Here is a 22,213-nt window from a genome sequence, read left to right on the forward strand (position 1 = left end):
ATTAACTGGAGTTTGGGATTTTTTATTTTTAGCTCTTTATTGGAATTTGGAATTTATCTATTAGAATCTATAAAGAATTATCGACTATTCAACTTCGCTTTTTCCTTAATTATATCAGCAATTTTTCTGTTTTCGATTTTACTTTCAAGCCATGAAATAATATCGAGGTACAAGAAAGCTCTTTTTTCGTAAGTATTCTTTTCCAGCTCCACAAAACGGGCATGCATTTTTTTGAATTCCTTTTTAATATCAGCCGGGTAAAAGTTGTTCAGGTTTCTTAAAAACTTGATTATTTCTTTTTGAACTTCGTGTAAGTCGTTCATTTTTAAAAGAAACTTATAAGTATTTTTAAGATGGTTTTCCAGGTAATAATCTTTTCCTAATTCATAATGGGCAATCAGTGATAAAAGTCTCGCAAAGCACATTAAATCTTCGCGCATCGTTAAGTTCTTATTATTAATGATTTTATCTAAATAATTGATGCATTCATTGTACTTTTCATTTCCAAAATAAATAGAAGCAATTTTATAGAAAAACAACATTTCATGATGTTCATCGAGATGCTCACTGTGCAGTTTTATTTTGTCAAGAATTTCCGGAATTAAATATTCGCTTTCGGCAAAAGTACCTTCCAGAATGTGAAGATTTAATTTATTGTTATAAACGTATAGAAATGATAGGGATGCAATGTTATCGTTTACCGGAAATTTAGGATCCTGAATGGTTTCTTCTAATAATGAAAGATATTTTTTAAAGTTCGAAGTATATTTCAACATATAAAGCGACTCCAAAAAGTAATGATTCCCTTTTAAGAAAAATACCGGATTCAAGTAAATCATATTTGGGTTATCATAAAAAAGCTGTACCCATTTATAGGCAAACTTATAACTTGCTAAAAAGTCCTGAACCAAGAAGCTTCGCCACAAATTAGCATTGTAGAACCAGTATTTTTCGCGGAAGCCAAATTTGCTTTCGTCTAATTTGGCGATATGTTTATTGAAGTAATCATCTATATATTTATATTCTTCATCACTTTTTACATAACCAGTTTTCAGCATTATTCCGTATAACTGCAGCGATAAGTTTGATAGTTTACTTGAAATTGTATTTCTATAGTTTAATTCTTTAGCCTGAATAACCAGTTCGTCAGCACGGCCTTGAATACTTCGGGTAATATACTGCGATTCTATCAGCTTTTCGAACTCGACGATTTCGTATGCCATATATTTTTCGTCATTTTCTAAAGCCTGTTGTTTTGTTTTGTCCAGAATCTTTAAACTCTGTTTGTACAAACCTTTATTATATAGAATAACCGCAAAATCTATTTGTTCCCGCAATTGATAACGAATATTCTGGCTGGGAATATTTAAGCGAATGCTTACCAGAATCTGCTTATACAAGTATGATTTTAAATTAGATAACTGTACTTTTTTGATGATACCGCTTTTCAGAATAAGCTTTTCATCGTAGGTTTCAGATTTATCTAAAATATTAAATAATTCAATGAATTTAGTATTCGAACTTGTCTCTAATCGGCTTGCAAAAATTTTAAACTGTCTTTTTTCAGATTTAGAAAGGGATTTTATTAAAACAAATAAGAAATCTTTTTGATGGTTAGCCATTGTAAAAAATAATAATATAACTTATTGATTATTAAATATTTAACTCGTTATAAATTGTGTTATGAACAGTATAATTTCATTAAAATGAATTTCGTACTGAAGAAGTACAACATATATTTGTTATCAAGATGTGAAATTACATTAAATAAATGAATATGAATAGAGAGAAAGTTCAAATTTTTGACACCACTTTACGCGACGGTGAACAAGTTCCAGGATGTAAGTTAGATACTAAACAAAAATTAGTTATCGCAGAACGACTAGACAAAATGGGAGTTGATGTTATCGAAGCCGGTTTTCCTGTGTCAAGTCCGGGCGATTTTTTATCGGTCTCTGAGATTTGTAAAATTGTAGAAAACGCAACCGTCTGCGGACTAACAAGAGCCGTGAAAAACGACATTGATGTTGCTGCAGCTGCTTTAAAGCATGCTAAGAAACCTAGAATCCATACCGGAATCGGAACTTCACAATCTCATATACTCCATAAATTAAATACCACTCCAGAAGATATTATTGCAAGAGCAAAATACGCTGTGGCACATGCAAAATCGTATGTAGAAGATGTTGAATTCTACGCAGAAGATGCAGGTAGAACAGATAATGCTTTCCTTGCAAAAGTTTGTGAAGAAGTAATTAAATCAGGGGCTACAGTATTAAATATTCCTGATACAACAGGATATTGTCTTCCGGAAGAATACGGAGCAAAAATTAAATATTTGAAAGAAAACGTAAAAGGAATCGAAAATGTAATCCTTTCATGTCACTGTCATAATGATTTAGGAATGGCAACTGCAAACTCAATTGCAGGAGCTATAAATGGTGCAAGACAAATTGAGTGTACTATTAATGGTATTGGAGAAAGAGCTGGGAATACAGCACTTGAAGAAGTGGTGATGATTTTCAAACAACATCCATACTTAAACCTAGACACAAACATTAATACAAGAGAATTAAACGAAATGAGCCGTTTGGTTTCTGAAAGTATGGGAATGATTGTGCAGCCAAACAAAGCAATTGTTGGAGCAAATGCTTTTGCACACAGTTCAGGAATTCATCAGGACGGTGTAATTAAAAACAGAGCAACTTACGAAATCATGGATCCGCTAGATGTGGGCGTAAACGAATCTTCTATCATTTTGACAGCAAGAAGCGGAAGAGCAGCATTGGCTTACCGTGCTAAAAAAGTAGGTTACGAATTAACAAAAGTACAATTAGATATTGTATATGTTGAGTTTTTGAAATTTGCAGATATCAAAAAAGAAGTGCTTGATGCTGATATTCATCAAATTATCGAAGCTTCTAAAATTGAAGGCGATTTAATCAGAAGCTAGTTAAAAAAGAGGATAGCAGAAAGAGAATAGAGGAAAGAGAATAGAAGAAAGAGAAAATTAAAGATTTAAATACATAAAGAACGAGACGTTATGAATTTGAAAATAGCTGTATTACCAGGAGATGGAATTGGACCGGAAGTAATTTCGCAGGCCAAAAAAGCATTATATGCTATAGGTGAGGTGTATAATCATGAATTTGTTTTTGAAGAAGCGCTCATGGGTGCGATTGCCATTGACAAAACAGGAAGCCCTCTCCCGGAACAGACTTTAAATCTTTGTTTAAATACTGATGCCGTTTTATTTGGTGCAATTGGAGATCCTAAGTACGATAACAACCCAAATGCGAAAGTTCGTCCGGAGCAGGGATTGTTGAAACTTCGTAAAGAATTAGGCTTGTTTGCCAACATTCGTCCTATTAAACCTTATAAGTCATTGGTTGAAGCATCTCCTTTAAAAAGAGAAATTATTGAAGGAGCAGATTTTACTATTTTCAGAGAATTAACAGGTGGCGCTTATTTTGGAGCTAAAACACTTAATGAAGAAGGAACACACGCTTCAGATTTATGTGAATATTCAGAAGAAGAAATTACCAGAATTGCACATTTAGCTTTTAAATCGGCACAAAACCGCCGCAAGAAGTTAACAATGGTTGACAAAGCAAATGTTTTGGAAACTTCAAGATTGTGGAGAAGAGTCGTTCAAAAAGTAGGAGAGAACTATCCGGATGTGATCTTAGACTTTTTGTTTGTAGATAACGCGGCAATGCAATTGATATTAAACCCAAAACAATTTGATGTGATTTTGACAGAAAATTTATTTGGAGATATTTTATCAGATGAAGCCAGCGTAATTACAGGTTCAATAGGTTTATTAGCATCGGCATCATTAGGAGAAAAAAATGCGCTTTTCGAACCAATTCACGGATCTTATCCTCAGGCAAAAGGAAAAAATATTGCCAATCCAATTGCTTCTATTTTATCAGCAGCAATGTTGTTGGAGCATTTCGGATTGTTCACAGAAGCAAATGTAATTTATCAGGCAATTGAAAAAGCGATTGAATATAAGGTAGTTACGGTTGATTTAAAACCAGATTCAAAATTTGGTACAAATGAAGTAGGAGAGTTTGTTTCTAATTTCATTTTTAGCAAAGATGACCTGTTATATTTCAATAATGACAATGTTTATATTGGTCAGTCAACAATAGTTTAGATTTTTTATTAAAATGATGAATTAAATAACAAGAAGTATTGAAAATGTTGAGATTTTATTTTTTTAGTTCTTAAAGTTTTTATACTTTTGTAACACTAAAAAAATAAAGGATGCAAATCTCAATTATTATTACTTCTGTCGTTGTTGTCAATGTGATTCACACATCTGCATCGGGAATGGTATAAATATAATTGAAAAACTATATTACAAACCTTCCAAATACTGGAAGGTTTTTTTTTGAATAAAAATTAAAAAAATAAATACAATAATGGAATTAAATAAGTACAGCAAAACCATCACTCAAGATCAAACGCAACCTGCAGCGCAAGCCATGTTGTACGGTATTGGTTTAACTGAAGAAGATTTGAAAAAAGCACAAGTGGGTATTGTGAGTATGGGTTACGATGGTAACACTTGCAACATGCATTTGAACGATTTAGCAAAAGATGTTAAAAAAGGTGTTTGGGATGCTGATCTGGTCGGACTTATTTTTAATACCATTGGTGTAAGTGACGGTATTTCTAACGGAACAGAGGGAATGCGTTATTCATTGGTTTCTCGTGATGTTATTGCAGATTCTATCGAGACTGTTGTGGGTGCACAATGGTATGATGGTATAATTGCAATTCCAGGCTGTGATAAAAATATGCCGGGAGCTTTAATTGCAATGGGAAGATTAAATCGTCCGGCAATGATGGTTTACGGAGGATCTATCCATTCTGGAAAATGGAAAGGAGAATCATTGAATATTGTTTCGGCTTTTGAAGCTTTAGGTAAAAAAGTGAGAAACGAAATTACTCCGGAAGATTTTAAAGGTGTGATTCAAAATTCCTGCCCTGGGCCTGGTGCTTGCGGCGGAATGTATACTGCCAATACCATGTCTTCTGCAATTGAAGCATTAGGAATGAGTCTGCCTTACAGTTCTTCAAATCCTGCTTTGAGTCAGGAAAAAAGAGACGAATGTGCAGCTGCGGGTGCGGCGATAAAAATTTTATTAGAAAAAGATATTAAGCCAAAAGATATCATGACTCGCAAAGCTTTTGAAAATGCTATTACCATTGTAGCAGTTTTAGGAGGTTCTACAAATGCGGTTATGCACTTAATTGCAATGGCACACTCTGTTGGCATCACAATTACTTTAGATGATTTTCAGGCAATTAATGACAGAACTCCGGTTTTGGCAGACATGAAACCAAGTGGTAAATATATGATGGAGGATATTCATGCAGTGGGAGGAATTCCGTCGGTAATGAAATATTTACTAAAAGTAGGGCTTATTCATGGAGATTGTTTGACAGTAACAGGAAAAACAGTAGCAGAAAATTTAGCTTCAACTCCAGATTTACAAGATGGGCAAGAAGTGATTCATGAAATTCAGAAAGCTTTAAAACCAACAGGAAATATTCAGGTTTTATACGGAAATCTTGCTTCTGAAGGTGCTGTAGCAAAAATCAGCGGAAAAGAAGGAGAGTATTTTGAAGGGCCTGCTGTAGTATTTGAAGGAGAATTTGAAGTAATTCCAGGACTTGAGGCCGGAAAAATAAAACCGGGCAGTGTAGTCGTCATCAGGTATTGTGGACCAAAAGGTGGTCCGGGGATGCCTGAAATGCTGAAACCTACATCTGCGATTATTGGAGCCGGATTAGGAAGCAGCTGTGCACTGATTACAGACGGCAGGTTCTCTGGAGGTTCACATGGCTTTGTCGTAGGACACATTACACCAGAGGCTTATGACGGCGGTGGTATTGCTTTAGTAAAAGATGGTGATTTAATCGCGATCGATGCTGTAAAAAATACAATCGACCTGAAGATTTCCGACGAAGAATTTGCAGCTAGAAAAGCGGCTTGGGTTCAACCGCCGTTGAAAGTTACAAAAGGAGTTTTGCTTAAATACGCAAGATCGGTTTCCAGCGCTTCTACAGGCTGTGTTACCGATAATTAATCGACAAAAAATGAATTTTGGAAATAATAATTTTTCTGAATTCTAAACAATAAAATTACCAAATGGGAACAATTAGAATATCAGGCGCTGAAGCCGTTATTAGATGCTTATTAGAAGAAGGAGTAGACTTAATCTATGGTTATCCGGGAGGAGCAATCATGCCTGTTTACGACGAATTATATAAATTTCAGGACCAGCTGCACCACGTTTTAGTTCGTCATGAACAAGGCGCAACGCACGCAGCTCAGGGATATGCGAGAGCAACAGGAAAAGTAGGAGTTGCTATTGCAACTTCTGGACCGGGGGCGACCAATCTGGTTACCGGAATTGCCGATGCTCAAATCGATTCGACTCCAATGGTTTGTATTACAGGTCAGGTTGGAAGACATTTATTAGGATCTGATGCATTTCAGGAAACAGATATTATCGGAATTTCAACTCCTGTAACAAAATGGAATTTCCAGGTTACGGAGGCTTCTCAAATTCCTGAAATTATAGCCAAAGCATTTTATATCGCGCGTTCTGGACGTCCAGGCCCTGTATTAATTGATATTACTAAAAACGCTCAGTTTGATGAGTTCGATTTTAGTTACGAAAAATGTACCGGAATCAGAAGTTATGTGCCAGTTCCAAAATTAAAGTTAGATAAAGTTGCCGAAGCTGCAGCATTGATTAACAGTGCCAAAAAACCTCTTATCGTTTTTGGTCAGGGAATCATTTTAGGTCAGGCTGAAGCTGAATTCAAAGCTTTACTTGAAAAATCAGGAATTCCGGCCGCATGGACTATTTTGGGACTTTCGGCTTTGCCAACAGATCATCCTTTGAATGTTGGGATGTTAGGAATGCACGGAAATTATGCACCTAACTTACTGACTAATGAGTGCGATGTTTTAATTGCTTTCGGAATGCGTTTTGATGATCGTGTTACAGGTAAATTAAGCACTTATGCAAAACAGGCAAAAGTTATTCACTTTGAGATTGATCCTGCGGAAGTTGATAAAAACGTTAAAACAGAAATCGCTGTTTTAGGCGATGTAAAAGAATCTCTGACGGCTTTATTGCCGTTAATTGATGCAAAATCTCACGATGCATGGCTTAATGAATTCAGAGAACTTCATAAAATAGAAATAGAATCTGTTATTAATGAAGAACTTAATCCAAGCAATGGCAAAGGTATTTCTATGGGAGAAACCATCGAAATGATTAATAAACACTCAAAAGGAGATGCTATTATCGTTTCAGATGTTGGCCAGCACCAAATGTTTGCGTGTCGTTATGCTAAATTTAATTCAACCAAAAGTAATATTACCTCGGGAGGATTAGGAACAATGGGATTTGCTCTTCCGGCTGCAATTGGAGCTAAAATGGGAAAACCAGAGCGCGAAGTTGTTGCAATTATTGGTGATGGCGGTTTCCAGATGACAATTCAGGAATTAGGAACTATTTTTCAAACTCAGGTACCGGTAAAAATTGTCATTCTAAACAATGAGTTTTTAGGAATGGTGCGTCAATGGCAGGAATTGTTCTTTGACAACAGATATGCATCTACAAAAATGATTAATCCAAATTTCACTGCAATTGCTGAAGGTTATCATATTAAATCTAAAAAAGTGACACAACGTGAAGATTTAGATGCTGCAGTTGCTGAAATGCTGGCTTCAAAAGATTCCTATTTCTTAGAGGTCATGGTAGAAAAGGAAAACAATGTTTTCCCAATGATTCCAACAGGAGCTTGTGTTTCAGAAATCAGATTAAGCTAAATTAAAGTTTCATGTTTCAAGTTTTTTGAGTTTCAAGTTGTAGAACCTGAAACCTGAAACTTGAAACAAAAAAAACTAAAAACAAATGGAAGATAAAACATTTACCATATCGGTATACTCAGAAAATAACGTGGGTTTGTTAAATAGAATATCAGGAATATTCTTAAAGCGTCACATTAACATATTAAGTCTAAACGTTTCAGAATCAGAAATAGAAAATGTTTCGAGATTTATCATTGTAGTAAATACAACTGAAAAATGGGTTCAGAATATCGTGGGTCAGATCGAAAAACAAATTGAAGTTATAAAAGCATTTTATCATACAGATGAAGAAACTATTTTTCTGGAAAATGCACTCTTTAAAATTGCTTCAAATTTGTTATTTGACGAGAAACAAATTCAAAATATTATCAAAGACAGTCAGTCTACGATTGTAACAGTTTCAAGGGATTTCTTTGTAATTTCAAAATCAGGAAGACGTTCTGAAATTGAAGAATTATACCAAAAGTTCAAACCGTACGGAATTATGCAGTTTGTTCGTTCGGGAAGAATTTCGGTTTCTAAACAAAAAATGGAGATTTCATCTCTATTAGAATCATTAACACAGAACAATTAAAAAACGATTTTTTAGAATCGTAATTATTTATAATATAATCAATTATTAAATTTCATTTCATTAAATATTTTAAAACAAAATGGCAAATTATTTCAACACACTACCACTTAGATTACAATTAGAGCAACTAGGAGTTTGCGAATTTATGGAGCAATCAGAATTTGCAGACGGAATTTCAGCATTAGCTGGAAAAAAAGTTGTTATCGTTGGATGTGGTGCACAAGGTTTGAATCAAGGTTTAAACATGAGAGATTCAGGTTTAGATATTTCTTATGCATTGCGTGCAGATGCAATTGCAGAAAAGAGAGCTTCATATAAAAATGCAACTGAAAATGGATTTAAAGTAGGTACTTATGAAGAATTAATTCCAACTGCTGATTTAGTTTGTAATCTTACTCCGGATAAACAACACACCGCTGTAGTTACTGCTATTATGCCATTAATGAAACAAGGATCTACTTTAGCATATTCTCATGGTTTCAATATTGTTGAAGAAGGAATGCAAATTCGTAAAGATATTACAGTTATTATGTGTGCTCCTAAATGTCCTGGTTCTGAGGTGCGTGAAGAGTACAAAAGAGGCTTTGGTGTTCCAACACTTATTGCAGTTCACCCTGAAAACGATCCAAACGGTTTTGGTTTAGATCAGGCAAAAGCTTATGCTGTAGCAACTGGCGGACACAAGGCGGGAGTTTTAAGATCATCTTTCGTTGCAGAGGTAAAATCAGATTTAATGGGTGAGCAGACTATTCTTTGCGGATTGCTGCAAACTGGATCTATTTTATGCTTTGATAAAATGGTTGAAAAAGGAATTGATCCTGCTTATGCTTCAAAATTAATTCAATACGGATGGGAAACTATCACAGAAGCTTTGAAACACGGAGGTATCACAAATATGATGGACCGTTTATCAAATCCTGCAAAAATTGAAGCTTATGAATTGGCAGAAGAATTAAAAGATATCATGCGTCCGTTATTCCAAAAACACCAGGATGATATTATTTCTGGCGAATTCTCGAGAACAATGATGATCGACTGGGCTAATGACGATGTAAACTTGCTAAAATGGAGGGCTGCAACAGGAGAAACTAATTTCGAAAAAACAGCACCGCAAGAAGCTCCAATCTCTGAGCAAGAATATTTTGACAATGGAGTTTTAATGATTGCAATGGTAAAAGCAGGTGTAGAATTGGCTTTTGAAACAATGACTGAGGCTGGAATTATCGAAGAATCAGCTTATTACGAGTCTTTACACGAATTGCCATTAATTGCAAACACAATTGCAAGAAAGAAATTATTCGAAATGAACCGTGTAATTTCTGATACGGCAGAATATGGCTGTTATTTATTTGACCATGCTTGTAAACCGTTATTAACTGAATTTATGAAAACTGTGGATACTAATATTATAGGAAAACCGTTTTCAACTTCAAATGGAGTAGATAATACAGTTTTAATTGCTGTTAACAAAGAAATTCGTCAGCACCCTATCGAAGAAGTAGGTGCTTGGTTAAGAGAGTCTATGACTGCAATGAAAAAAATTGGATAATAAATTTGTGAATTACCACACATTTAAATGAAGTGGAATTTGCTCTGTATCAATGTTTTGAATTTAATATTTTGAATTAGTAAGCACTTATTAAAAAATAGATATAGATGCATGTTGCATTCACTTAACTTCGTGAGGTTAGCAAGTTAAGTGAGGCTGATCCCTAAAAATGGGGTATACTTTTAGTATACTTGTTGAAATTTCTATTTTAATTAATAAAGATGCTGCTATTTTCAAAATAGATAAGTATTGTAATGCAGAATTACAAAATTAATTGTTATTGAAATTTGTTAAATAAAAAGGTGTGATAATTTGTTTGTCATGCCTTTTTTGTGATTTACATTTTTCTTTAAAACATGTTTTTTTAGAATAACTTTAAAAAAAACGTATATTTTATTTATTATATGTTTTTTTTTGACAAAATTTATGAATTAAATAATTTTAAGAATAGAAGCAGATTTAATACATTTATAAAAAAATTCCACAAAACTATGAGTTATTATAAAATTGAAAATTTAGAACAATATTTTAAACATTACAATAAGTCAATAAGAGAGCCGAGAAAATTTTGGGGGAAAATTGCTGAAGAAAATTTTACTTGGTATCAACAGTGGGAGAAAGTTGTTGATTTTAATATGGCCGATGCTGAAGTAAAATGGTTTACTGACGCAAAAGTTAACATTACCAAAAACTGTATCGATAGACACTTAAGCAAGAGAGGAGATAAAACGGCGATTATTTTTGAACCGAATGATCCATCTGAAAGTGAATTACATATAACTTACAACGAATTATATGAAAGGGTTTCTAAAATGGCGAACGTTTTGCGTGAGCAGGGAGTTCGTAAAGGAGACCGTGTTTGTATTTATTTACCAATGATTCCGGAATTGGCAGTTGCTGTATTGGCCTGCGCCAGAATTGGAGCAATTCACTCTGTGATTTTTGCCGGATTTTCTGCTTCTGCAGTTTCTGCAAGAATTAATGACTGTGAATGCAAAATGGTCATTACGTCTGATGGTGGTTACAGAGGAAACAAAACAATTGATTTAAAAGGAATTGTTGATGAAGCTTTAGATACTTGTCCATCTGTGACTAAAGTATTGGTTGTAAAAAGAACAAAAACTGAAGTTGCGATGAAAGAAGGCCGTGACATTTGGTTACAGCCTTTATTAGATGCGGCTTTAGATAACAGCGTTGCTGAAATTATGGATGCCGAAGATCCTTTGTTTATTTTATATACTTCAGGATCAACTGGTAAACCAAAAGGAATGGTTCATACTACCGCTGGATACATGGTTTATACAGCATATACATTCAAAAACGTTTTTAGTCACGAAGAAAATGATATTTTTTGGTGTACTGCTGATATTGGATGGATTACAGGGCATTCTTATATTTTATACGGACCATTGCTAAACGGTGGTACAACTGTAATTTTTGAAGGAGTTCCTTCTTATCCGGATTTTAGCCGTTTTTGGGAAATTATCGAAAAACATAAGATTACACAATTCTATACAGCGCCAACTGCAATTCGTTCATTAGCAAAAGAAAGTTTAGATTACATTCAAAAATATCCTTTGAAATCTCTAAAAGTTATCGGATCTGTTGGAGAACCAATCAACGAAGAAGCTTGGCACTGGTTTAATGATCACGTAGGAGATAAAAGATGTCCGGTGGTTGATACCTGGTGGCAGACAGAAACCGGTGGTATAATGATTTCGCCAATTGCTTTCGTTACGCCTACAAAACCAACTTATGCTACTTTGCCTTTGCCTGGAATTCAGCCAGTTTTAATGGATGAAAAGCGCAATGAAATCGAAGGAAATCAAGTTGTGGGTAGTTTATGTATTAAATTCCCATGGCCTGGAATTGCCAGAACAATCTGGGGAGACCATGATCGTTATAAAGATACCTATTTCTCTGCTTTCCCTGGAAAATACTTTACAGGAGACGGAGCATTAAGAGATGAAGTAGGATATTACAGAATTACGGGTAGAGTAGATGATGTTGTAATTGTTTCCGGGCATAATTTAGGAACTGCACCTATCGAGGACGCAATTAATGAACACCCTGCGGTGGCAGAATCTGCTATTGTTGGATTCCCGCATGATATTAAAGGAAATGCTTTATATGGTTATGTGATCCTGAAAGAAACTGGAGAAGTTAGAGACAGAAATAACTTAAGCAAAGAGATCAATCAATATATAGCAGATCATATTGGGCCAATTGCGAAATTAGATAAAATTCAATTCGTTTCAGGTTTGCCAAAAACACGTTCTGGAAAAATTATGCGTAGAATTTTACGTAAAATTGCAGAAGGAGATTTCTCTAATTTTGGAGATACATCAACACTTTTGAATCCGGAAATTGTAGAAGAAATTATGAAAGAAAGAATTTCTTAATTCAATTTATAAGCACAAAAAAATGCCTCTTATTAATTTAAGAGGCATTTTTTTTATAGTTTGTCATTTCGAGCAACAAGGAATCTTTGTGAGTAATTTGCTAAAGATTGTATAATCTATTTAATTCCTAATCTAGATTTCAGCTTTAAGAATAAAAGGCCAATTTTATAAGCATCTTCTGCAGATGAATTTCTGTCGCTTTTTGGGATTTTATAAATTTCGCACAAATCATTTAGAGAAAACTGTTTGTCATTAATATCTGTTAATTTGCGATACATAACATCAATATCCAAAGCTTCATTCTTTAGTCTTCCGCAGTCTAGTCTTTCTAAAGCAGCGTTTAACATTTCAATATCAAAATTGATATGATGACCAACTAAAACCGAATTACCAAGGAAATTAATAAATGCTTCTAAAGCCTCGGCTTCCGGCATTTTGGTCATTTTACTCTCTATGATAAATTCATTTGAAATACCGTTCTCTTCTAAAAATTTATACTGAAGTAAAACAGCTTCAAAATTTTCCTTAATTACAATACTGTCATCAATAACAGAAAAAGCGCCCAGAGATAAAATCACATCTTTATTAGGGTTCAATCCCGAAGTTTCGGTTGATAAAACCACAAATTTATTGGGTTTTGCTTCTAATTTAGTTAAGTAATCTTTCCAGAAATCCGGATATTCTTTATTGATATTTTTAAGCCAGTCTAGCATATTTTATGAGAATTGTGTAAGTTGAAATTTACTCTTAATTAGTTCCTCAAGGTCTTTCATCGGGGTCAAAGCATTTTTTAACTTCTCTTTGTCGGTCTTAGACATTTCTCTTAAATTGATATATTGTCCCGAGTCATCATTCTTTAAACCTTCGACAGTTCTGAATTTTGAAAGCGTTAGAAAAGCTTCGGCACAACTTAAATATATTTCGGCGTTTTTAGAATCGGTAATAGCTAATTGTTTGAATCTTAAGTAGGTATTTTTAATTCCTTTTATATTTGCACTTAAAATTAATAAACGGGCACTGTCAATTAATGGCATCAATGCGCGGGTTTTAATGTCAAATTTTCCTTTTTGAGGACCTTCTTCTTCAACAATGAATTTTTTGAAAAAACTCAAAGGAGAATTTCTTTTTAAAGCATCATTTCCTAAAAAGTCAAAGAATAAAGTATTGTTTACGGCATTCTTGAAGATAACATTTTCAATCACTTCTTCAATTTTTGGTTCACCAAAAACGATTTCATAATCGAAGAAAATACTGCTGAGATCATTGCTGTTTTCACCTGGAGTATTCATCCAGCTGTTGTATTGTTTTGTCCAGTCACTCAATGATTTACACCATAACATATTGCTTCCCATATGACCATTTGGACAATACTCGTAACCCACTTTTTCAAGTATGGCCGTAGTACGTTTTGCAAGTCTTAAAAAGTAATCTTTTACTTCTCTGTATTTTTCCGGAGCAACATCTTCAAAAATTAAAATACTGTCCTGATCAGTCAATAAAAGCTGTTCTTTTCTACCCTGACTTCCAATACTCAGCCAGGCAAATCTGGCAGGAGGGGAGCCTAAATCTAAAATAGACAATTCAACGGCACGTTTTATAATAGCCAGATTAATTTCGCTGGCAATATTGCTTACGTGGGATATAGGTATGTTTTTCTGAATCGAATTCTGAATCAAATCAGATAATCGATCACGAATTTGTTTTAAATCTTTTGGAAGCTGCGAACGTTTAATTTCTTTAATTAAAACACCTGGGTTACTGGCTTGAGCTACAATTAAATCGTGTTCAGAAATAATTCCTTTTACAGCAGATTTGCTTGTGCCGTCTTTTGTTACGCATAAGTGAGAAACGTTATGTTTCAGCATAAGAAGCTGGGCTTCGGCCAGGGAAACATTTTCAATTACGGTAACAACCGGTGATGACATAATTTTGTCAATCGTTTCAGTAATAGGATAGCGTCCGGTTGCAATTTTTGATGATAAATCAGCATTTGTAACGATTCCAATAGGGTTGTTTTTTTCTGTAACTACAATATTGTCTACCATAGATTCTGTCATCAAAATTGCAACATCTTTTACAATATGATGAGAATCAGTTGTTAATGGAGAATTATTATACGCCAGAGATTGGATATACTGAATTTCTGACTGCTGATCGATAAAATTATTATCAGAATCTAATTTTCCGTTAGAGCGAACATTATCTTTTGTATGTCTTGAATTTATAGCAAAACTCTCCAGTAAAAAGTTTAAAACATCCGAATTATTAGCTACAAATGGTCTAAAAACTGCAATAGGAATGGCGTAAATAATACTTTCTTCACGCGCTTTTGCAGTCATCATATAATTGTTTTTGGCAAAAAACGGGCGTAAACCAAAAACATCACCTTCATGACATTTATTAATAATCGTTTCCTCGGCATCAGCAATTGTGGTTAAATTAATAACACCAGAAGCCACGACATAAAAACTGTCGTGCAAAACATCATTAATTTGGAACAATACTGCATGTTTTTCTAAATTGATAACACGAATATTTGTAGCAATATCTGATAATTCCTGAAAGGTTAAATTATCAAACGGCGGGTATTCTTTTAAAAAATCTGCAATATGCTCAGCAATTGTATTCATATAATTGATAATTTTTTTAAAGTATCGAATGTAAAAATAATAAAATAAACTCTTAGAATGAAACCAACTTGACTAGAATCTAATTATTTTAAAGAAATGTTAAGATTTACTGAATTCAAGGCTTCAAAATATTTTTTTTACATTTTAAATTCCATATTTTATAAGGTTTAATTTCGTTTGTGATGTCATCAATAAAAGAGTATGAGCGTAATTCTTTTATCTCAATAAGTTTTGTTCGTAAGAAGCATATAATATAAAAAGAATTAGAGAAGAATGATTAAGCAGATATGTTTTTCTATAATTTCTATTTTACATAATATAAATTATAGTTCAAATGTGATTATGTGAAATTAGCAGACGCCCAGGCTTTATTTTTCGTATTCTCTTCAGTTCTATAGGAATTACTTAGGTTTGTCCCTTGTTCAGAAATCGCGTATTTCGAAAAATAATTTATTTTATTTCAAATATGAGATTTATGCGAATTCAAATTCGTAACATTTACAGCTTTAAATTTTCTCATATTTGATAAATAAAATTTTAGAATTTCAAATAATCGATTTATATGCAATAAAGATTATGTGATAATTTAATGTTTCAAATTTCTCGTATTTGAAAATTTATTTAATTTTTTTTCAAATATTGAATTTATAAAATCATCTGTGTATAATACGATGATTCAAATTTCGCGTATTTAGAATTTTTTTTATTTTTTTTCAAATAAACGGATTTTCGTTAAACCAAAAAAAAGCATCACGATGTGTGATGCTTTTTGTATATCAGATTTGATATTTTAGATTTTCTTTTGAAAAACAGATTTTCCGTTTAAAGAAACTTCAATGAGATCATTTTTTTCTGAAAAAGTTGTTCTGATAACATTTCCTTTAAAAACGGCAACATCACCGTAAACTTTTCCAGTTTCATCAGAAACATATTCAAATAATAGTTTTTTGTTATCTGGTTCAATTCCAAGTTTATAGCTTGAAAACTTTGTTCCTTTTAAATCGAATTGCTGCTGCGAATCGATAATTTTTCCATCAGCATAGAAATTCGTGATGGATTTGTTTAACGTAATGTCCGGATAATACTGGTTTACTTTGGTAAGCAATGCATATTGCTCAACATTTGCATCTTCTAATTTTGATGTAATTGTTTGTGCAAATGAAATTGTTGTAAAAACAAGAGCTAATAGTAAAGTGAATTTTTTCATAAATTTAATTTTTAAGTTAGTGTTTCAAAAGATCTTTAAAACTTCTATAATTACCGCTTTTATATTAAAAGTAATTATTATACTTAACAAGGTACTAAATATTTATCTTTGCACGAAATTAAAAGCAGTTTTTTAAGAAAATGACAACAAAAAAATATATTAAGCTCATTTTTATTTTGGGTTCTCTAACAGCACTTGGTCCTTTTTCAATCGACATGTATTTGCCTGGATTCTCTGGTATTGCGAAAGATTTAAATACTTCTGTTGCTAAAGTTTCAATGAGTTTATCGAGTTATTTTATTGGAATTTCTGCCGGACAATTACTTTACGGACCTTTACTAGACCGTTTCGGGCGCAAAAAGCCATTGTTTCTTGGTTTAATGGTTTACATTTTAGCTTCTCTAGGATGTGTTTATGTAGCTGATATTGATCAGTTTATACTATTGCGTTTTGTTCAGGCCATTGGAAGTTGTGCTGCTACAGTAGCCTCTGTAGCAATGGTTCGTGATTTGTTTCCTGTAAAAGATATTCCAAAAGTATTTTCTCTTTTGATGCTTGTTTTAGGACTTTCACCAATGCTGGCGCCTACAATTGGAGGTTATGTTACAGAAGATTATGGCTGGCACACGGTATTTTTGATATTAATGTTTATGGGAATTGCTATTCTAGTAGCGGCTCAAATTGGTCTGCCAAATAGCTACAAACCAGATACCTCAATATCATTAAAGCCAAAACCAATTATTTCAAACTTTTTAAAAGTACTTAAGGAGCCTCAGTTTTATACTTATGCATTTACCGGAGCAATCGCTTTTTCGGGATTATTTACTTATGTCGCGGCCTCACCTATCATTTTTATGGATATTTATCATGTTGATGCCAAAACTTATGGGTGGATTTTTGCTTTTATGTCGGTTAGTTTTATAGGCTCCAGTCAGTTAAATTCTGTTTTATTAAAGAAGTTTTCCAGTGAACAGATGATTTTTGGTGCCTTAATTCTACAATCTGTAGTGAGTATAATTTTTTTGGTACTTTCTCTAAATAATCTTTTAGGATTGTATGAAACTATAACACTTCTTTTTTTGTTTTTAGGCTGTTTAGGGATTTCAAATCCCAATACTGCTGGACTTACAATGGCTCCATTTGCCAAAAATGCCGGAAGTGCCTCTGCTTTGATGGGTGCTATTCAGTTGGGTTTAGGATCTTTGGCATCTTTTGCTGTTGGAATTTTTGTAAAAGATTCTACAGCGCCTATGGTTCTTATTATGACTGTAACAACTATTATTGCTTTTATAGTTTTGAATATCGGAAAGAGATTCATCAAAAATAAAGTAGAAATCAGTGCTGATGATGATATTGTGGTTGGGCACTAAATGGTTAAATTTCATTCTTTTAAAATTCTAAATTTGAAATTGTAATATATAAAAAGGCCAGAATTTATAAATTCTGGCCTTTTTATTGGAATTTGGAATTTAAAAAAAAATGAAAATTAATTTATTTACTCCATTTGTTGTTTTTTATCTGGTCTAATGATCATTCTTAAAGATTGGTCCCTTGCGAAATATGCGACCATCCAGTTCCAGAATGTATTTAATCTGTTTCTGTATGTAATTAAAGAAATTAAGTGGATAAACAACCAGATTACCCAGGCAAAGAAACCTTTAAAATGCCATTTCGGACTTGGTAAATCTACTACGGCTTTGTTTTTTCCAATAATTGCCATAGAACCTTTATCATTATAAGTAAATGGTTTCAATGGTTTATTTTGAGCCATTGCTTTAAAGTTTTTAGCCAAATTTAATCCTTGCTGAATAGCAACTTGTGCTACTTGCGGATGTCCGTCAGGGAAATTTTTATCTCCCGCTAAAATTGCAGTATCACCAATAGCATAGATGTTTTCTAAACCATTTACTTTATTATATTGATCGGTTGCCATTCTTCGGCCGCGACCGTAGCTTTCTTTTGGAATTCCGTCAAAAAGTTTAGCAGAAACTCCGGCAGCCCAAATTAAATTTTTAGTTTTAATCGTATCTCCGTTTTCAAAATATACTGTATCGTCAACGTAATCAGTTACACGAGTATGCAGTTTAACTACAACTCCAAGTTTTGTCAGCGCCTCGAGAGTGTCTTCTTGAGAAGCTTTGCTCATTGGTGCTAATAAAGCGTCACCGCCATCTACCAGGTAAACATTACTGGCAGAGGTTTCTAATTCCGGATATTCTTTCAAGAGTATATTTTTTCGCATTTCGGCAAACATACCAGAAACTTCTACTCCCGTAGGCCCTCCTCCGGCAACCACAATCGTTAATAATTTACGACGCTTACGGATGTCTTTTGTAATAGCGGCTTTTTCAAGGTTTTTAAGTAATGCATTTCGCATTTCGATGGCGTCATTTAAGGTTTTCATCGGAATGGCGTTTTTCATTACATTTTCCATACCAAAATAACTGGTTTCGGCACCAGTTGCAAAAACCAAATAATCGTATGTTAGTTCGCCGTTGTTCAGAATAATTTTATTTTCGGCAGGAACTACAGACTGCAGTTCGCCTAAACGAAACTGAAGATTCTTTTTGCCTGCAAAAAATTTTCTAAATGGATAACTAATGCTTGAAGGCTCTAAAAAAGCCGTTGCAACCTGATATATAAGAGGCGGGAAAAAATTATAATTGTTTTTGTCTACAAGGGTTACTTGTATATCTGGATGGTTTACGAGTTCTTTTGCGAGATTAATTCCCGCAAAACCACCTCCTATTATGACTATGTTCATATATGTTGTTTATTAAGTAGGATTATAAAATAATTCCTTATAAATATACAACTTTAATATGCAATGACAAATGTCATATTTACTACTTTTTGAATTTTTTAACAGGCTTTTCAGTAACCTCAATCTTATTTTGTAAGACGTAATTTGCTAACAATTTTTCAATCAATTCCTCTTTTGTAAGATGATGAAAAACGGTTTTTACTTTTGTTTTTAAATCAGTCGAAATATCATGATTGGGTTTTGTTTTGAAAATTTGTTTGGCCCATAAAAGAGTATTGTTTTCTTCAATACTCAATGCCGAAGGCTTTTGAAATTTGGTAAATTTAAGTCCTAATTCTCTTTCGAAATCAGCAATTTCAGCTACTTCTTCTTCCTGTAAGACCGTTAATGAAAGCCCCTTTGCTCCTGCTCTTGCCGTTCTTCCGCTTCGGTGAACGTAGGTTTCATAAGCATCTGGCAAATGGTAATTTACAACATACGAAATTTCTTTTACGTCGATTCCCCTCGCTGCTAAATCAGTGGCAACTAAGATATTAATATGTCCTTCTCTGAACTGCTCCATAATTCTGTCTCGAATTCCCTGCGATAAACTTCCGTGGATAGCTCCCGAAGAAAAACGGTTTATAGCCAGATTTTTTGCTAGTTTATTCACCGCAGCTTTTGTTTTGCAGAAAATAATACCGCGTTCGCCATCTTTTGAGTTTAGGAAATGCATCAAAACATCCAGTTTTTCAATTGGATCAACGACAATATATTCGTGGTCAATTCCTTCATTTCCAACAATTTCCATGCTGGCGCTAACCTGAACTACATTTTTGTTTAAGTAATTCTGAATCAATTGTTTTATAGTTCCCGGTAAAGTAGCTGAGAACAATAAAGTACGGTGTTTTTTAGGAAGTTCTGCTAAAATTTGATCCAGACTTTCTTTTAGAATAGAGACCATTTCATCGGCTTCGTCTAAAACTAAATACTGAGTTTGTTTTAAATCGACTGCTTTTCTTTCAACTAAATCCAATAAACGTCCTGGCGTGGCTACAATAATATGTGTCGGAGCTGTAAGTCGTTCAATTTGAGGTTTTATTGGAATTCCGCCGCAAGTTGCCGCGATAGAAATATTTGGAATATGTTTAGAGAAATCTTCTAAATTTCTAAAAATCTGATGTCCAAGCTCTCTTGTTGGAACTAAGATTACGGCCTGAACAAGGGGGGATTTGGTATCAATTAATTGTAGTAAAGGCAATCCAAATGCAGCAGTTTTTCCTGTTCCGGTTTTGGCTAAACCAACAACATCGTGGGTTTCAGACAATAAAAGCGGAATTGTTTTTTGTTGAATTTCAGTGGGTTCAACTATATTTAATTCGCCTAAAGCTTTTAAAATTGGCGCTGAAAGTCCTAATGTTGAGAATTGTTTAGACATGGTTTTGTTTTTTTGTTTCAGGTTTCATGTTTCAAGTTGCACAGAAGCCTTTTAAGTTTGACAAAAGGAGAAATCGCAATAAAATGCAATTTCTCCTTTTTAAAATATATTATGTTTAGATTCCAACAACTTGAAACATGAAACCTGAAACAATTAAAATTGGTGAATTATCAATCTGGTTCGTTCATGATTTTTTCACGATATTTTTTACCTACTAATAAGGTTAATCTTTGCTTGTAATCGTCAAGAAGCCACTCGCGGTAGTTTTTACTGCATTGGCTTAAACATTTTGCGTAACGCTTAATTCTGCATTCAATATCATCATCTAATTCTTTAGACAATGCTTTTGCTTCCTGCAGTGTTTCAGTATTGTCAACACACATTGCTGCGTGCTGCTCCAGTGATTTATCCAAAACAATTTTAGAACGTAAATTTTGTTTGATAGCCAGTTTATGTTCTTCATCTACATCAAAAGTAACATCGGCAGTTTTAGCAAATTTAGCTCTTAATTCAGCTGGCATGCTATATTTAAAGAACATTTCGATTTCGGTATCATCTCTAAGATTTTCCAGATAAAACTCAGGAGATTTAAAGATGTGCTGCCAGTTGACCGGCTCGCTCCATAATCCAAAACGAGCGGCATTGTTTCCTAAATCAATTACTGTAAACTCATCTTTACCAGGTAATTTACGAGATCCACGGCCAATCATTTGGTAATATAAAGTAAGCGATTTTGTTGCTCTGTTTAGAATAATAGTTTCGACAGTAGGCTCATCAAATCCAGTGGTTAAAATTCCAACCGAAGTTAAAATGGCATCCGGAGTTTTCTTAAACCATTGCAGGATATCTTTACGCTCTTCAGAACTGCTTGTATTGTCAAGGTGTCTGATGTCGTAACCGGCTTCTCTAAAAGTTTCATATACATATAATGAGGTATGAATACCGTTATTGAAAATCAAGGTTTTTTTACCCAAAGATCGTTCTGTATAAGCATGAAGCAATTTTTCCTGCATCATAGAATTGGTATACAAATCATCAGAAGATTTTACCGTATAATCTCCATTGATTCCCACTTTTAATGACGTTAATCCAACATCGTAGCTATAAGTGGTTGCCTTAGCCAGGAAACCTTTTTCAATCAATGAACCAATAGTATCACCCACGATAAGTTCGTCATAACTCTGGTGCATTGGTAATTTTATATTCGAACTCAAAGGTGTTGCTGTTACTCCTAAAATAAAAGCATTTTTGAATGAATTTAATAACTTTCTGAATGAATTGTAATGCGCCTCATCAATAATCACCAAACCAATGTTATCAAGATGTAATTTTTCATCATTGATACGGTTTTTTAAAGTTTCAACCATTGCCACGAAACAAGAATAATCATTCTGGTCCGGCAGTTCTTTTACTTTACTGTTGATTATTTTATTGCTTACGCCAAAACCTTTAAGCATTTTTGATGTTTGCTTGCAAAGTTCTATACGGTGTGTTAAAACAACCACTTTTTTGTCATTATTTGATAAATAACGACGCACAATTTCTGAGAAAATTACTGTTTTACCGCCTCCAGTTGGCAGCTGATACAATAAATGATGTTTCGGAGGAGCATTGTCTAAGCGGTCAAAAATGGCATCAATATCGCCTTTTTGGTATGCATAAAGTTCTTTTTTCTCTTCTCTTTCTATTTCTAAAGTGTTTTGAGACATTGTTTGTTTTTGGATTTTTGCAAAAATACACCGAAAAAACAGTTATTCATCTTAT

15 protein-coding genes are annotated in these 22,213 nt (G+C 33.7%); 8 read left to right on the forward strand and 7 right to left on the reverse strand.

From position 1 onward, the window contains the following. Positions 1-77 precede the first annotated feature (77 nt). The gene (locus tag BKM63_RS18045; RefSeq protein WP_071637952.1) at positions 78-1,622 is read right to left on the reverse strand and encodes a hypothetical protein; all 1,545 of its coding nucleotides are present in this window, start codon (positions 1,620-1,622) and stop codon (positions 78-80) included. A gap of 155 nt (positions 1,623-1,777) precedes the next feature. Here BKM63_RS18045 and BKM63_RS18050 point away from each other — a divergent pair, with 155 nt between their 5' ends. From BKM63_RS18050 to acs, 7 genes are all read left to right on the forward strand, one after another. After that, positions 1,778-2,953, forward strand: coding sequence for a 2-isopropylmalate synthase (locus BKM63_RS18050; RefSeq protein ID WP_071637953.1), 1,176 nt, complete (start codon positions 1,778-1,780; stop codon positions 2,951-2,953). A 90-nt stretch (positions 2,954-3,043) separates the two neighbouring features. Beyond that, positions 3,044-4,162: a 3-isopropylmalate dehydrogenase gene (gene leuB / locus BKM63_RS18055; protein ID WP_071637954.1), complete on the forward strand. Its 1,119-nt coding sequence runs from the start codon at positions 3,044-3,046 to the stop codon at positions 4,160-4,162. A gap of 268 nt (positions 4,163-4,430) precedes the next feature. Then, positions 4,431-6,104: a dihydroxy-acid dehydratase gene (ilvD, locus tag BKM63_RS18060; protein ID WP_071637955.1), complete on the forward strand. Its 1,674-nt coding sequence runs from the start codon at positions 4,431-4,433 to the stop codon at positions 6,102-6,104. 62 nt (positions 6,105-6,166) lie between these two features. Continuing rightward, complete coding sequence (ilvB, locus tag BKM63_RS18065; RefSeq protein ID WP_071637956.1) at positions 6,167-7,864, forward strand: biosynthetic-type acetolactate synthase large subunit; 1,698 nt, start codon at positions 6,167-6,169, stop codon at positions 7,862-7,864. Positions 7,865-7,949: 85 nt separating this feature from the next. Continuing rightward, the gene (ilvN, locus tag BKM63_RS18070; protein ID WP_071637957.1) at positions 7,950-8,480 is read left to right on the forward strand and encodes an acetolactate synthase small subunit; all 531 of its coding nucleotides are present in this window, start codon (positions 7,950-7,952) and stop codon (positions 8,478-8,480) included. Positions 8,481-8,559: 79 nt separating this feature from the next. Continuing rightward, entirely contained in the window at positions 8,560-10,029 is a 1,470-nt protein-coding gene (gene ilvC / locus BKM63_RS18075; protein ID WP_071637958.1) for a ketol-acid reductoisomerase, read from the forward strand. A 491-nt stretch (positions 10,030-10,520) separates the two neighbouring features. Further along, the gene (gene acs / locus BKM63_RS18080) at positions 10,521-12,431 is read left to right on the forward strand and encodes an acetate--CoA ligase (RefSeq protein WP_071638166.1); all 1,911 of its coding nucleotides are present in this window, start codon (positions 10,521-10,523) and stop codon (positions 12,429-12,431) included. A 116-nt stretch (positions 12,432-12,547) separates the two neighbouring features. Here the strand turns inward: acs and BKM63_RS18085 are convergent, their stop codons facing one another. The 3 genes from BKM63_RS18085 to BKM63_RS18095 all read right to left on the reverse strand — a co-directional run bounded on the left by BKM63_RS18085 (position 12,548) and on the right by BKM63_RS18095 (position 16,268). After that, a complete protein-coding gene (locus tag BKM63_RS18085; RefSeq protein WP_071637959.1) occupies positions 12,548-13,144 on the reverse strand; it encodes a 3'-5' exonuclease in 597 nt (198 codons plus the stop codon). 3 nt (positions 13,145-13,147) lie between these two features. Continuing rightward, positions 13,148-15,061 (reverse strand): DUF294 nucleotidyltransferase-like domain-containing protein, encoded by a 1,914-nt coding sequence (locus BKM63_RS18090; RefSeq protein WP_071637960.1) that lies wholly within the window; start codon positions 15,059-15,061, stop codon positions 13,148-13,150. Between the two features lie 790 nt (positions 15,062-15,851). Beyond that, positions 15,852-16,268 carry a hypothetical protein gene (locus BKM63_RS18095; RefSeq protein WP_071637961.1) on the reverse strand — a complete coding sequence of 139 codons (417 nt, stop codon included), beginning with the start codon at positions 16,266-16,268 and terminating at the stop codon, positions 15,852-15,854. Positions 16,269-16,408: 140 nt separating this feature from the next. On the opposite strand from BKM63_RS18095, the gene BKM63_RS18100 reads away from it, so the two are divergent. Continuing rightward, entirely contained in the window at positions 16,409-17,638 is a 1,230-nt protein-coding gene (locus tag BKM63_RS18100) for a multidrug effflux MFS transporter (RefSeq protein ID WP_071637962.1), read from the forward strand. A gap of 125 nt (positions 17,639-17,763) precedes the next feature. Here BKM63_RS18100 and BKM63_RS18105 read toward each other — a convergent pair whose 3' ends face one another. The 3 genes from BKM63_RS18105 to BKM63_RS18115 all read right to left on the reverse strand — a co-directional run bounded on the left by BKM63_RS18105 (position 17,764) and on the right by BKM63_RS18115 (position 22,158). Continuing rightward, a complete protein-coding gene (locus BKM63_RS18105) occupies positions 17,764-19,032 on the reverse strand; it encodes an NAD(P)/FAD-dependent oxidoreductase (protein ID WP_071637963.1) in 1,269 nt (422 codons plus the stop codon). A gap of 82 nt (positions 19,033-19,114) precedes the next feature. Beyond that, positions 19,115-20,449 (reverse strand): DEAD/DEAH box helicase, encoded by a 1,335-nt coding sequence (locus BKM63_RS18110; protein WP_071637964.1) that lies wholly within the window; start codon positions 20,447-20,449, stop codon positions 19,115-19,117. Positions 20,450-20,619: 170 nt separating this feature from the next. Next, complete coding sequence (locus tag BKM63_RS18115; protein ID WP_071637965.1) at positions 20,620-22,158, reverse strand: DEAD/DEAH box helicase; 1,539 nt, start codon at positions 22,156-22,158, stop codon at positions 20,620-20,622. Positions 22,159-22,213: the final 55 nt, after the last annotated feature.

This window comes from Flavobacterium johnsoniae, assembly GCF_001879205.1.
Taxonomy (GTDB): Bacteria; Bacteroidota; Bacteroidia; order Flavobacteriales; family Flavobacteriaceae; genus Flavobacterium; species Flavobacterium johnsoniae_A.